The organism is Clostridium psychrophilum (genome assembly GCF_018861705.1).
Lineage (GTDB): Bacteria > Bacillota > Clostridia > Clostridiales > Clostridiaceae > Clostridium_AD > Clostridium_AD psychrophilum.
Map to the genome: position 1 here is coordinate 1 of NZ_JAHLEC010000091.1, position 13,081 is coordinate 13,081.

At 30.0% G+C, this 13,081-nt stretch carries 16 protein-coding genes and 1 tRNA gene; 16 read left to right on the forward strand and 1 reads right to left on the reverse strand.

Features of this window, described 5'->3' with window-relative positions:
• The first annotated feature begins 539 nt into the window (after positions 1 to 539).
• The 16 genes from KPL38_RS14835 (at position 540) to KPL38_RS14910 (ending at position 12,286) form a co-directional block, all read left to right on the forward strand.
• Complete coding sequence (locus KPL38_RS14835) at positions 540 to 800, forward strand: putative Se/S carrier protein (protein WP_216289925.1); 261 nt, start codon at positions 540 to 542, stop codon at positions 798 to 800.
• A 48-nt stretch (positions 801 to 848) separates the two neighbouring features.
• The gene (locus KPL38_RS14840) at positions 849 to 1,049 is read left to right on the forward strand and encodes a DUF951 domain-containing protein (protein ID WP_216289926.1); all 201 of its coding nucleotides are present in this window, start codon (positions 849 to 851) and stop codon (positions 1,047 to 1,049) included.
• 96 nt (positions 1,050 to 1,145) lie between these two features.
• Positions 1,146 to 1,433 (forward strand): 30S ribosomal protein S6, encoded by a 288-nt coding sequence (gene rpsF / locus KPL38_RS14845; RefSeq protein WP_216289927.1) that lies wholly within the window; start codon positions 1,146 to 1,148, stop codon positions 1,431 to 1,433.
• Positions 1,434 to 1,444: 11 nt separating this feature from the next.
• Positions 1,445 to 1,885 (forward strand): single-stranded DNA-binding protein, encoded by a 441-nt coding sequence (locus tag KPL38_RS14850; protein ID WP_216289928.1) that lies wholly within the window; start codon positions 1,445 to 1,447, stop codon positions 1,883 to 1,885.
• Positions 1,886 to 1,910: 25 nt separating this feature from the next.
• Positions 1,911 to 2,174: a 30S ribosomal protein S18 gene (rpsR, locus tag KPL38_RS14855; protein ID WP_071614782.1), complete on the forward strand. Its 264-nt coding sequence runs from the start codon at positions 1,911 to 1,913 to the stop codon at positions 2,172 to 2,174.
• Between the two features lie 288 nt (positions 2,175 to 2,462).
• On the forward strand, positions 2,463 to 2,777 hold the full coding sequence (locus tag KPL38_RS14860) for a MazG-like family protein (RefSeq protein ID WP_216289929.1): 315 nt from the start codon (positions 2,463 to 2,465) through the stop codon (positions 2,775 to 2,777).
• Between the two features lie 15 nt (positions 2,778 to 2,792).
• The gene (locus KPL38_RS14865) at positions 2,793 to 3,800 is read left to right on the forward strand and encodes a YybS family protein (protein WP_216289930.1); all 1,008 of its coding nucleotides are present in this window, start codon (positions 2,793 to 2,795) and stop codon (positions 3,798 to 3,800) included.
• A 13-nt stretch (positions 3,801 to 3,813) separates the two neighbouring features.
• Complete coding sequence (locus KPL38_RS14870; protein ID WP_216289931.1) at positions 3,814 to 5,805, forward strand: DHH family phosphoesterase; 1,992 nt, start codon at positions 3,814 to 3,816, stop codon at positions 5,803 to 5,805.
• The gene (gene rplI / locus KPL38_RS14875) at positions 5,805 to 6,248 is read left to right on the forward strand and encodes a 50S ribosomal protein L9 (protein WP_216289932.1); all 444 of its coding nucleotides are present in this window, start codon (positions 5,805 to 5,807) and stop codon (positions 6,246 to 6,248) included. The genes KPL38_RS14870 and rplI overlap by 1 nt, the downstream gene beginning before the upstream one ends.
• 69 nt (positions 6,249 to 6,317) lie before the next feature.
• A complete protein-coding gene (lonC, locus tag KPL38_RS14880; RefSeq protein WP_216289933.1) occupies positions 6,318 to 8,237 on the forward strand; it encodes a Lon family ATP-dependent protease in 1,920 nt (639 codons plus the stop codon).
• 102 nt (positions 8,238 to 8,339) lie between these two features.
• Complete coding sequence (locus tag KPL38_RS14885) at positions 8,340 to 9,671, forward strand: replicative DNA helicase (RefSeq protein WP_216289934.1); 1,332 nt, start codon at positions 8,340 to 8,342, stop codon at positions 9,669 to 9,671.
• Between the two features lie 319 nt (positions 9,672 to 9,990).
• The gene (locus tag KPL38_RS14890) at positions 9,991 to 11,046 is read left to right on the forward strand and encodes a ParM/StbA family protein (RefSeq protein ID WP_216289935.1); all 1,056 of its coding nucleotides are present in this window, start codon (positions 9,991 to 9,993) and stop codon (positions 11,044 to 11,046) included.
• A 2-nt stretch (positions 11,047 to 11,048) separates the two neighbouring features.
• On the forward strand, positions 11,049 to 11,426 hold the full coding sequence (locus KPL38_RS14895; RefSeq protein ID WP_216289936.1) for a hypothetical protein: 378 nt from the start codon (positions 11,049 to 11,051) through the stop codon (positions 11,424 to 11,426).
• A gap of 142 nt (positions 11,427 to 11,568) precedes the next feature.
• Positions 11,569 to 11,898, forward strand: a complete 330-nt coding sequence (locus KPL38_RS14900) for a TM2 domain-containing protein (protein ID WP_216289937.1) — start codon at positions 11,569 to 11,571, stop codon at positions 11,896 to 11,898.
• 19 nt (positions 11,899 to 11,917) lie between these two features.
• A tRNA-Thr gene (locus KPL38_RS14905) sits at positions 11,918 to 11,993 on the forward strand.
• A 140-nt stretch (positions 11,994 to 12,133) separates the two neighbouring features.
• Positions 12,134 to 12,286, forward strand: coding sequence for a hypothetical protein (locus KPL38_RS14910; RefSeq protein ID WP_216289938.1), 153 nt, complete (start codon positions 12,134 to 12,136; stop codon positions 12,284 to 12,286).
• Between the two features lie 502 nt (positions 12,287 to 12,788).
• Here KPL38_RS14910 and KPL38_RS14915 read toward each other — a convergent pair.
• Positions 12,789 to 12,947, reverse strand: a complete 159-nt coding sequence (locus KPL38_RS14915; protein ID WP_216289939.1) for a hypothetical protein — start codon at positions 12,945 to 12,947, stop codon at positions 12,789 to 12,791.
• Positions 12,948 to 13,081: the final 134 nt, after the last annotated feature.

Below are 13,081 nucleotides of genomic sequence, written 5' to 3' on the forward strand. Positions count from 1 at the left end.
TTTCATATTAATTTACAATATTTTCAAGAGGCATAGCCTAAAATTTGAAATAGCTTAACTCCTACCGGAGAAAATATAGCTTTTTGTGGCTTAATCATATTATAATATAAAGTTATAAAAATGTATACGAAATGATTAGGTTTAACGACAGTTCAAAAGGAAAGTCTCCCACCTCTATAAATGGGAATTAACTACCCTAGCAAAATAAAATTTCAGTGGGGGGATAACAATTAAGAATTGTTATCTGCTCCAGAGAATTGCAAAGGGATAAATCTTATTATGAAGTGGATGCAGGTCCTATATGAGATTATGCATCTCTTTCAGAGCTGTTACAGCGAACCAGGAGATGATTTAACCATATCCGAGAAATGTCTTGTGTTTTTATAAGCGGTAATAATATACATAATCAAAAAAATCAATGGGATTACGAATTATTATATGTAATAGTAAATATTGCAACTTTGAAGTAGAAGAACAATTATTAAGATAATAATTTATAAAACATGTATAATATAAAATAAAAAGCAGGGTAAAAAACATTGGACAAATTTTATTTGGTAACATTTCAAAACACGCATGAAGCAATAAAGGCAGAAAGAGAAGCTCTTAAAAAAAATGTTAGGGTAATAGTTGTTCCTACACCAACGCATATAACTAAAAGTTGTGGAATTAGTTTAAAAACAGACGAGAAAAATATTAAAAGTATAATTAAACTTATTGAGTTACAAAACATAAACGTAAAGAAAATTTATTTGGTAGATGGAGAAAGTATAAACCCGATGACTATAGGGCTAAATTAATTATGTTGTTTTAATAATTTCTATTAAGAATTAAAGGTGGGATATGAAATGAAAGTATTTAACTTAGGTGATATTGTTGAAATGAAAAAAATCCATCCGTGTGGTAGTAAAAACTGGGAAATCATAAGATTGGGTGCAGACATAAAAATAAAATGTTTAGGTTGTGATAGGATAGTTATGCTTCCAAGAATTAAGTTTGATTCAGGGGTAAGAAAAATTATAAAAGAGAATTCAACTACAAAAGAATAATTACTTGATTAATGTATAATTAAGTGATATAATTTGTTATTGTAATCCCTGCCGTGCAATGCATGGCCGTTAGTCCGAGGGGAGGAGGTGAAATTAATGAGAAAGTATGAAACTATATTCGTATTACATCCTTCATTAGACGAAGAAGCTGTTAAAGCTAACGTTGAAAAATTTAAAGGTGTAATAGAAAACAATGGTGGAGAGATTGAAAATGTTGATATTTGGGGTAAAAGAAAATTAGCTTATGAGATAGGAAAAGTTAGTGAAGGTCACTATACACTAATCAATTTTAACGCAAGCCCTGAATTACCGAAAGAATTAGATAGAATATTCAGAATCACTGACAGTGTTATAAGACATATCATAGTAAATCCAGAAAAATAGGTGGTGTTTTTATGAATAAAGTTGTTTTAGTTGGTAGATTAACGAAAGATCCTGAGTTAAGGTTTGCTCAAGGAACAGGAACAGCTGTAGCCACATTCACTGTAGCCGTCAATAGACGATTTAAAAGAGAAGGTCAACCAGAAGCTGACTTTGTACCAATAGTGGTATTTGGAAAGCAAGCTGAAGCTACTGCCAATTACATGAGTAAGGGCAAATTGTTAAGCGTTTCTGGAAACATTCAAACTAGAAATTATGAGGCTAAAGATGGTACTAGAAGATATGTTACTGAAGTGATTGCTGATGAAGTGGACTTCCTTGAATGGGGAGGAAACAAATCATCAGATACGAATACTAATCAAGGTGGGAATAAAAGCGAATCAAATGCTAAATCTAAAGATTTTGGCAGCGATAGCGATATAACACCAATTGATGATGGAGATATACCATTCTAATATTAGGTAAGGAGGGAAAATATCAATGGCTATGAATGATCATAAAAGAAGCGGCGGCGGTGCCGGTGGAAACAGAAAGAGAATGAAAAGAAAAGTTTGTGCTTTCTGTATGGATAAGGCAACTGCAATCGACTATAAAGATATAAACAAATTGAGAAAATATGTTACAGAAAGAGGAAAGATTCTTCCAAGAAGAATTTCTGGCAACTGTGCAAAACATCAAAGAATGCTCACTGTATCAATTAAGAGAGCAAGAAACATAGCATTATTACCATTTACTACTGAATAGTAAGTGATTGAAAGCAGCGCCTTAAGGTGGCTGCTTTTATTTTTTTGCAGTATAATTTATGATTTATGTCAATAATTAATATATAATATAAATATAACTTTAAAATTATATATTATACAGTGTGATATGTAGTATACTTATAACTGTAACCCATATAATGTAAAAATATAAAGTTATACATGTTATATTATTGATAATTTATATAAAAATAAACTTTAGTTGCATAAATTTTAAAAACTAACTAAAATAGAGTTATAAGCACAAGCCTACTAGGGGAGATGATATACTATGAAAAGAGATGATTTCAATATAATGTCTAATGTTAAGTTGATTGAAAGTTTGAAGGCTGAGCTATTATGTATAATAGGAGATTTCTTCAAATTACTAAGCAAAGGAAGCAATGTTGCTCAAGATGCAATACTTGATTGTATTTCAGGAGCAATAATACTTTTATATATATTAGGTGAGAGGTTAGGATATTCAAATGCAGCAGTAGATGAGAACATAAAAAAGAAACTTAAAGTTGGAATAGTTGAAGGAGATAATATCGAAAAGGATGGAAAGGACTTAAGTAAACTATACTCGCATATAAAGGGAAGATAAATACTGGAGGAAAAAATGGAGAATAAAAATTATAGTACAAAGGCAATTGTAGAGGCTTCACTTATATCTGTTATAATAGCAGTTATAATGATCATAACCGGATATTTGCCAATTGTATCATTCATAGGTACATTAATATTACCAATTCCTGTGGCAATACTCTATATAAGGCATAATTACAAAATTACAATTACTGCTATATTTGTGAGCGTAATAATAGCATCATTAGTCTATAATCCAATAATGGCAATATACTCGGCTATAACTTATAGTATTATTGGTGTCATCCTTGGTTATTGTGTTAAGAATAATAAGAAATCATCTAAAACTTTAATATATTTAGCTATGGGTTCTGGAATATCCAATATACTAACCATAGCTTTTTCTATGCTATTTATAGAGAAAGTAAGTTTTGTGAATTTTATTTCGAAAAATCTGGAATTTATGAAACAAACAATTAATGTGTCATTCAATAGTGCCAAAGGTCTTTATTTACAAGCGGGAGTAACTCCAGAAAAATTGAAACTGTTAGATAAAAATTTGCAATTAATAAATAATATAGATGTTGGATTGATTTTAGCATTAATACCTGCAACTATTTTTATTTTTTCAGTTATATCAGCCTATTTAAATTACATAGTAGCTAGAGAAATATTAAAGAAATTAAACTATAAAATGGAGAAGATATTACCTTTTAGTAAGGTTTATGTTTCTAATATTGTTGGGGCCATATTGATAGGTATAGTTTGCATAGGAATAATACTATCATCTAAGAATATAATTGGTGGGGAATTTATACAGAAATCTTCTATAATTCTTTCGCAATTTGTATTCATTATAAATGGACTTGCTGCAAGTACATATTTTTTGAGGGTTAAAAAAAATTTATCCAAACCAATTGTAATATTGATTTTAGGTTTAACAATACTTTCGCCTCTTGGTAATATTTACTTTTCAATAGGACTCATGGAAATGGCTTTTGATTTTAGAAAGCTTGATCCATATAGAATTAAGAGAAAATAATTGGGGGCTAATTATGGACAATAAATATAATTACTTTAATGTGAATAATAAAATATATATGGTGACGATGGCCCTACTCATATATATAATATTTTACTATGGACATTTTCAAGTGGGATTAATAGCATTAGGATTATATGCGATACTAGTAGTGTATAATATCTATAACTCAAAAATCAAAAAAGGTGAGTGGCGAAAGTTTATAGAAAATTTTTCATCGAAACTTGACATAGCAACTACAAGTACTTTGGTTAAACTTCCTTTTCCTCTAATAATAATAGGATATATGGGAAACATTTTATGGTACAATCAAAGTGTAATTACAATGCTTGAGGGAGAAGACCTTTTAAATAAAAATATTAGAGATATAATTAAGGAATTAAACTTAAAACAGGTATTAGAAGGAAAAAAGAATTTGTTTACAAACATCAAAATTAAAAAAAAATGTTATGAGATTTATACAAATATTGTAGATACGAATGAAAATAAAAATGTAAAAGATAAGATTATGCTCCTATACTTTTATGATATAACTGAAAAAACTAATTTAATAAAAGGTATCAATGGGGATCGTGAAAGTATAATGCTTGTGGAAGTTGATAATCTTGATGATGTTATTAAAACTACAGATGAAGATAAGGCTCCACTCCTTATAGCAGATATTGAGCGAACAATAAACAGCTATAGTCAAGGCATAAATGCTATGGTAAAGAAGTATACATCCAATAAATATGTTATTATAGTTCAAGACAAGTATATTGAAAAAGAAATAGAAAAAAAGTTTGATATACTAGATAGTATACGTGAAATAAGTAATGGAAATAAACTTGCAGTTACTTTAAGTGTAGGTGTAGGAAGGGGAGAAGATACACCTCTTAAAAATTATGAGTTTGCGACATCTGCAAAAGAGCTTGCTCTAGGTCGTGGTGGTGATCAAGTAGTAGTTAAAAAGGGTGAAAAATTATCTTTCTTTGGAGGAAAGACAAAAGAAGTAGAGAAAAAAACTAAAGTCCGTGCAAGAGTTATAGCACATGCATTAATGGATTTAGTAAATGAGAGTAAAACAATATTTATAATGGGGCATAAAAATGCTGATCCTGATTGTTTGGGTGCAGCTATTGGTTTATATAGTATTATTAAAAGTATAGATAAAGAATGCTATATTATTCTTGAGGGAGTTAATAGTGGCATAAAAAGTATGATGGACATAATACTGGGTGATGAAGAATATAAGAATACTTTTATATCAAGTGAGAGATTTAAGAGTGTTAAAAGCCAAAATAATCTGTTGATACTTGTAGATGTTCACAATGAAAGCCATGTGCAGAGTTTAGAAATAGTAAAAGAGGTAGAAAAAGTAGTTATAATTGATCATCACAGAAAAGCACAAGATTTTATACAAGGGGCAGTGCTCAGTTATATGGAAACTTACGCATCTTCTACTTCAGAATTAGTTACTGAGATGATTCAATATATGGTAGATAAACCAAAGCTTAAACATATAGAGGCAGTAAGTCTTTTGGCGGGAATATGTGTGGATACAAAGAATTTTTGTTTTAAAACGGGAGTTAGGACCTTTGAAGCTGCAGCATTTTTACGGCGTCATGGTGCAGATACTATGGCTGTCAAAAAAATGTTTTCAGATGACTTAAGCATTTTTCTGAAAAAAGCTGATATTATAAAATCTGCAAAAGTTAAAAATAGAATTGCCATAGCAGTTTGTCCACCTATAATACAAGATACGGTGATAGCCGCTCAAGCAGCTGATGAACTTCTAAACATTACTGGTATTGAAGCATCATTTGTTGTGGTTAAAATAGAAGATGAAGTTTATATTAGTGGAAGATCACTTGGTAATATAAATGTACAGTTAATACTTGAGACATTAGGTGGGGGTGGACACATGACTATGGCTGGTACAAAATTTACTTCAATGAAACTTGAAGAAGTAGTTGATAAACTAAATGAAGCAATCGACCAATACATAAGGGAGGATGAAAAATAATGAAAATTATTTTATTAAAGGATATTAAAAGTATGGGCAAAAAGGGTGATGTGGTAAACGCTGCAGATGGATATGCTAGAAATTATTTATTCCCCAGGAAATTAGCTGAGGAAGCTACAAACTCAAATATGCACATATTAACTAAAAAGAATGACATAGAAAGAAAAAAGAAAACATCTGAAATTGAGGATGCACAAAAGTCAGCAAATGAGCTTAAAGATAAAGTTATAAAAATAGTTTGCAAAGCTGGAGAAAATGGAAAGCTTTTTGGTGCAATTACAAACAAAGATATAGCCGCAGTGTTAAATGAGCAATTCAATTTAGATATAGATAAGAAAAAAATAGTAACAGACACAATAAAATTATTAGGAACTTATGAAGTAGAAATTAAAATATATCCAGAAATATCTACTAAGATAAAAGTTCTTGTTTGTGAGGAGTAATCATATAAAACGAGGGAGGAAATGCTTTGTTAAATAAGCGATAATCTTATTTAATAAAGCTAATTAAGATTGAAAACATTACTTGAAGATCAGAATAAAGACCAACATGAAGTAAAGAGTGGAGAAGATGTACTAAAAGAGGCATTACCGATAGATACACAAATTGACGTATTAGATGAAATAATGAGGAATGTATTAGACGAAGGCACTATAAAAGCTAAAGTTATTAAATTTAAACTTCAAAAGTACATTAAAAGTGAAAATATGTATAAAAAATTATATGCATTAAATAAAGTCATAAGCAATGGTAAAGGCGCTCAAGTTGTTCCAAATGAAAAAAATATACAAGAAGTATTTGATGATACTGATAAGTGGTTAACTGATGAGATAGCTAGAAGATTTATTCAAAATAAAATAGAAGTTGATGTAGAAAAAAATTTAATGGATAAACAAGATAAATATGTTGATGAAATAAGGCTTGGTATAATCAAGAAACAAAAGGGTCCTGAAAATGCTAAGACACTTAAAAAATATAATGAATTAAAAGCTCTTGATAGAAGAAAACTTACTAAAAATATACAGGCTATATTAAGGCCAGAGAGTTTTAGTGAAATAGTTGGTCAAGAAAGAGCAATAAAATCACTTTTATCTAAAATGGCATCACCATATCCTCAACATATTATACTTTATGGACCACCAGGTGTTGGTAAGACAACGGCAGCGAGACTTGCTCTTGAAGAAGCTAAAAAGTTAAGTTATACTGTTTATGATAAATATGCTAAATTTGTGGAAGTAGATGGAACAACACTTAGATGGGATCCAAGAGAAATAACAAATCCTCTTTTAGGTTCAGTTCATGATCCAATATATCAGGGAAGTAAAAGAGATTTAGCAGAGGGTGGAATTCCTGAACCGAAACCAGGCCTTGTAACAAAGGCTCATGGAGGAGTATTATTTATTGATGAAATAGCAGAACTTGATAGTATACTTCAAAATAAATTACTTAAAGTTTTAGAAGATAAAAGAGTTGAGTTTTCATCATCTTATTATGATCCAGAAGATGAAAATACACCTAAATATATAAAGTACTTATTTGATAAAGGTGCACCAGCAGATTTTGTTTTGATAGGTGCCACTACTAAAGAACCATCGGAGATAAACCCAGCATTAAGATCTAGGTGTACTGAAGTTTATTTTGAACCATTAACTGCAAGTGACATAGAGAATATTGTAGTAAATGCGGCTGACAAATTAAAAGTTGAAATTGAAGATGGGGTAGCACGAACTATTGGTAGATATACTATTGAAGGAAGAAAAGCTATAAATATATTAGCAGATGCTTATGGATATGTATTGCATAATAGAAAGCAAGCAGACATTGCTAACATTAAAATTGGGATTAAGGACCTTTTAGATGTTATATCAATAAGTAGATTGTCACCGTATGAGGAAGTAAGTAATGATGTAAAATTTGAAGTTGGGCACATATATGGACTTGGAGTATCAGGATATATAGGATCAACTATAGAAATAGAGACCTCAGTATTTGAGGCAAAGGAAAAAGGTAAAGGACAAGTAAGATTTAATGATACTGCTGGAAGTATGGCTAAGGACTCAGTATTTAATGCTGCATCAGTAATAAGAAAAACAACGAATAAAGATATTAAGGATTATGATATACACGTAAATGTAATAGGTGGAGGTAAAATTGATGGACCATCTGCGGGAGCAGCTATAACAGTATGTATGATTAGTTCCCTTCTAGAAAAGCCATTAAGGCAGGATGTTGCAGTAACTGGGGAAATATCTCTAAGAGGTATTATTAAGCCAGTAGGAGGCATATTCGAAAAGATTTATGGTGCTAGGAGAAAAGGAATCAAACTTGTTATTCTTCCTAAAGAGAATGAAAAAGAAGTACCTACAGATATTAAAGATATCGAAACAAAATCTGCAACAAACATTGAAGAACTAATGAAATTAGTTTTTTAATGTGAAATACAATTAACTATAATTAAACGCCCTGTTAAATCATCACATTTTGTGTTGCATTTTTAGCAGGGCATAAAACGTTACTTTAGGAGAGATAAAAAAATGGATACACCGCTTAGAAGTTTACCATATAACTTAGAAGCAGAACAATCGGTAATTGGATCAATGCTAATAGATAAAACAGCTATATTGCGAGTAGTGGAAGTTTTAAAAGGTGATGATTTTTACAGAGATTCTCATAAAGTTATATTCAATGCTATCTTTGATTTATATCAAAAGGATACGCCTATTGACATGATTACTTTAGTTGAGCATCTACGTTCTGCTGAAAAACTTGAAGCCTCAGGGGGAATTACTTATATTTCAGAGATAAGCAATTCAGTGCCCTCAACAGCAAATTTAAGTTCATATATAAAAATAGTAGATGATAAATCTATTTTAAGAAAACTCATAAGAGCTTCTACTGAAATCATGGAAAATTGCTATAATAAGCAAGATAATGTAGAAGATGTAATGGATATTGCACAGCAAAAAGTTTTTAATATAGCAGAGAAAAAGAATTCAGGGGACTTTGAACCGATGAATACGGTGCTTGAGAGAGGTTTCTTAGAAATAGAAAGAATTTTTAACAATAAAGGAGAAACAACTGGAATATCCAGTGGGTTCCCAGAACTAGATGAAAAAACCGCTGGATTTCAAAAGGGAGATATGATTCTTATTGCAGCAAGGCCATCCATGGGCAAAACTACATTTGCACTTAATCTTGCTGAGTATGCAGCGTTAAGAGAAGGAAAAAGTATAGCTCTATTTTCTCTTGAAATGTCTAAGGAGCAACTTGCATATAAATTACTTTGTTCAGAGGCGAATGTTGATATGACTAAGCTTAGAAATGGTAATCTAGAAGATAAAGATTGGGAAAATATAGCGAAAGCATCTGGACCACTCGCGGCTGCTAAAATATATATTGATGATACAGCTGGAACTTCTGTTATGGAAATGCGTTCTAAATGTAGAAAATTAAAAATGGAGCATGGTATAGATATGATAGTTATAGATTATCTTCAACTTATGTCCGGAAGCAACACGGAAAGTAGACAACAAGAAGTATCAGAAATATCAAGATCTATTAAGGCATTAGCTAAAGAGATGCAGTGTCCTGTTATAGCATTATCACAGCTATCACGTGCTCCAGAGCAAAGAACTGACCATCGGCCAATGTTATCTGACCTTAGAGAATCAGGGTCTATCGAGCAAGATGCTGACCTTGTTATGTTCTTATATAGAGATGAGTATTATGATGAGGAGACAGAAGATAAAAATGTAGCAGAACTTATAATATCAAAGCAAAGGAATGGTCCGGTAGGTACTATAAAGCTTGCATGGATAGGTCAATTCAGTAAATTTGCAAGACTTGATGTAATTCATAGGGATTAAATATAATTTATAAACAGTAGATAGTAATAGGATAACAGAACTTATAAGTTTTGTTATCCTATTTTTATTTTTATAAATATATAACGAGAGGTAGGGTGCAATATAATAATTATACCGGTAAGGACGATTTATCTAAAATATATCTACATATATCTACATCTGTAGATATATATATATACATTTACAAGTAGGCATATAAACATCTATAAATAAGTCTATAAATATTTATAAATTTATTTTTTACAAAAGAAGGAATTTAATACATAATATAGAATATATACAATAAAGCATAATTTGAAATATTTAGGAGGAAATCAAAATGAATTTGACAGAAATATCAAAAAAATATCCTGTATTAAATAAAATGTTAGCATCTGTACTAACTGTAGACATAGGAAATACATTTACCAAAACAAGTACTAATGTAACTTTTGCAAGTAGAGTATCTGCTGTAAGTAAACATGGATCTCGTGCAACCGGGATAAGTAATATTACATGGAATGGTAAATTATATACTGTAGGTAATAAAGATGGTAAGCTTAATATGGATTCTAACAAATATATGTCGGATCATTACAAGTTAAATTTGCTTAATGCTATTGCACTAAGCTTTAAAGGTGAAACTAAGATAAAGGTGAGATTGGCTGTGGGACTTCCTGCTGAGTACTATATAGATCACAGTATTCCACTTAAAAATGAAATTAAGAAGATGGAAAAACAATCTATAACTATAAATAATATAACATATGATATAGAAATTATAGATGTGCAAGTATTCAAACAAGGGGGTACATTAAGTGCTGAAACTATGGAAACATTTAGTTACCCAATGTTGTTACTTGATTTTGGTGGTGGTACATTAGATGTGTCCCATTGGAAATATGAAAAAGATGAATTTGGAAATAAGGTTCTTGGAATGACTAAGGCTAGTAGTTTTGCTCAACATGGATTTGAACCAACAATTGAAGCTCTCCTAACGAAATTTAATTCTGCGGAAGGATCTGATGGCAATTATGACATATCAGATGCTATCGAATTTTTAGAAGATAATGAATTACCATTTGGAGAAGAAAATGTATTACAAGACATAAAAGATCTTATCCTAAGACCTTATGTAGAGAAAGCAATTAGTTCAATTAATAGTTCTTTTAAACCTAATACTTGTAAAGATATAAGAATAATAGGTGGTCCAGCAAAATTATTATTAGAATACCTACAAAGTGAGTTTAGAAAAACTGAGCCAAAGTTAATAGACAATAAAAATCCACAATGTGCCAATGCTATACTATTTGCTGAAAGATATAAGGAATTATTGGTAATTGATTATTTAGATGGAAATAAAGAAGTTGCTGCAACAACAATAGAAGGAAATTAACTATGGGTGCACTCCGTAAAACTGTGTCCTCAAATTTGGGAGAGGAAACTGATAAAGACTTAATTAATTATGTTGGTAATATGGAGAAGAGAGGTATCAATAATTCTAAACTTATAAAGCAGGCTTTAAGGTTTTATAGAGATTATGGAAATAAAGTTAAGCAATTAGATACAGTAGATATTGCAAATATATTAGATAATCCTGAAGTAAAAGATTATATAGGTAATATGGTTGGAGAACTTTTTAGGGATGCTATGCCACAAACTGATGATGAATTTGATGCTAAGAAAACAAATTTAAATCAGAAAAATAAGAAATTAGATTCTGTTGAAATTGAATACAGGAAAAGGCTTAGCCGTATTAAAGATATGTCATTATGATTTGGAGTGATGACTTTTCACTCCTTTTTATTTATTAAAATCAAAGAATTAAAAGCACTGACTACATATATATGGTAAAATGTTGCCACATGTGATAAAATATAAATGAAACATTTTTAGTAATGTGAAAAGGGTGATCCAAATGTTTTGTCCTAATTGTAAATCTCAAAATAATGATGAATCTAATTTTTGCAAAGATTGTGGTATTAACCTATTAATTCAATGTACTACGACTAAGGTACAGACTGTTAGTGATAAAAATAGGTTAGTTGCATTACTCTTGTGTGTTTTTTTTGGTGCAATTGGCATTCATAGATTTTATGTAGGTAAAATAGGAACAGGAATTTTAATGATTATAACCTTTGGTGGGTTTGGAATATGGTGGGTAGTTGATTTAATCTTAATTGTTACTAATTCGTTTACAGATATAAACGGATTAAAACTAAGTAAAAGTTTATATGTTATTAAATAGATGCAAATTTTTTAATTATGCTGAAATAGCTCAGTTGGTAGAGTAACGCACTCGTAATGCGTGGGTCGAGGGTTCGACTCCCTTTTTCAGCTCCAAGTTTGTATCACTGAAAAAATATAGTAGGTATATTCTTAATTTATTTTCTATTATAGAGATACACTATAGTGTAAACAATTATTTTAAATTTGATGTATAATTAAATCATGTAAACCTAATTACAGATTGGAGATAGACAATGAAATTAATGTGTAAATGTGGAAACATAGAAGATGTAAAAACAGATAATAAAATAATGAACTTTGAATTTAGAAATTGTGATGATGGTACTATAGCATTAGTTTGTAAGAAATGTAATGAAGTTGTTTTTATAAAATTAAAGAATAGTTAATGTACTCTGAGATTAATATCTCGGAGCTTTTTATTTTTTTGTACATTATGTAAGGAGAACTACTAATATATATAATTTTATTAGCTATTATTTTAAAGCATTAGATACTTTAGTATTTGGTGCTTTATTATAAAGTAAATAAAGCGCCTTTTTTTAAGTGATTAACATCAAGAAAATGGGTGATAATACTAATATAGAAAAATAAAACAACAAATATTTGAGTTACAAGCACTATAGGTTTAATTATATATAAGGTGGGATTAAGTGATATGAAAAAAATAAAAGTAAAAGTTGGAATAGATAAAAGCAAGTTAATAAAAAGCAATAAAAAGCTAGTTGTCATTGGTAAAAATTTTTAATATCATAGTAAATAATCAAAAATTAATTAATAAAGTATAGCAATAAAAAAGTAGTTGAGAGTTATCTTAACTACTTTTTTGTTGCTATATTCAAATACATTAATGGTTAATTCCTAAATAAACAATATTTTATAAAATATTGTTTATTTTAAGATGCTTTCAAGTAGAAGTCTTATACCTTCACTTTTGCTTATATTACTTGCTTTACAGAAACTCCTTAAGGCGTTTGCTAGTTCCTCATTTATTCTAACATGAATTAATTCACTTTTAGCGTTTTCTATTTTTTTTCGTCCTCTAGGCATAATAATCACCCCATAATATTTGCATAGTACTCTCGGAAACTCTCAAGCCATTGCTAATTCTAGGTTCATTTTTATGCATATATCAACTTCACCCCAGAATTTCTTCGAGCTTTCTATATTGAGGATAGCATAGG

Excerpts from the sequence above, each read along its gene's own strand:
- KPL38_RS14840 (WP_216289926.1), top strand. The coding sequence starts at position 849 with ATGAAAGTATTTAACTTAGGTGATATTGTTGAAATGAAAAAAATCCAT.
- rpsF (WP_216289927.1), top strand. The coding sequence starts at position 1,146 with ATGAGAAAGTATGAAACTATATTCGTATTACATCCTTCATTAGACGAA.
- KPL38_RS14850 (WP_216289928.1), top strand. The coding sequence starts at position 1,445 with ATGAATAAAGTTGTTTTAGTTGGTAGATTAACGAAAGATCCTGAGTTA.
- rpsR (WP_071614782.1), top strand. The coding sequence starts at position 1,911 with ATGGCTATGAATGATCATAAAAGAAGCGGCGGCGGTGCCGGTGGAAAC.
- KPL38_RS14860 (WP_216289929.1), top strand. The coding sequence starts at position 2,463 with ATGAAAAGAGATGATTTCAATATAATGTCTAATGTTAAGTTGATTGAA.
- KPL38_RS14865 (WP_216289930.1), top strand. The coding sequence starts at position 2,793 with ATGGAGAATAAAAATTATAGTACAAAGGCAATTGTAGAGGCTTCACTT.
- KPL38_RS14870 (WP_216289931.1), top strand. The coding sequence starts at position 3,814 with ATGGACAATAAATATAATTACTTTAATGTGAATAATAAAATATATATG.
- rplI (WP_216289932.1), top strand. The coding sequence starts at position 5,805 with ATGAAAATTATTTTATTAAAGGATATTAAAAGTATGGGCAAAAAGGGT.
- KPL38_RS14885 (WP_216289934.1), top strand. The coding sequence starts at position 8,340 with ATGGATACACCGCTTAGAAGTTTACCATATAACTTAGAAGCAGAACAA.
- KPL38_RS14890 (WP_216289935.1), top strand. The coding sequence starts at position 9,991 with ATGAATTTGACAGAAATATCAAAAAAATATCCTGTATTAAATAAAATG.
- KPL38_RS14895 (WP_216289936.1), top strand. The coding sequence starts at position 11,049 with ATGGGTGCACTCCGTAAAACTGTGTCCTCAAATTTGGGAGAGGAAACT.
- KPL38_RS14900 (WP_216289937.1), top strand. The coding sequence starts at position 11,569 with ATGTTTTGTCCTAATTGTAAATCTCAAAATAATGATGAATCTAATTTT.
- KPL38_RS14910 (WP_216289938.1), top strand. The coding sequence starts at position 12,134 with ATGAAATTAATGTGTAAATGTGGAAACATAGAAGATGTAAAAACAGAT.
- KPL38_RS14915 (WP_216289939.1), bottom strand. The coding sequence starts at position 12,947 with ATGCCTAGAGGACGAAAAAAAATAGAAAACGCTAAAAGTGAATTAATT.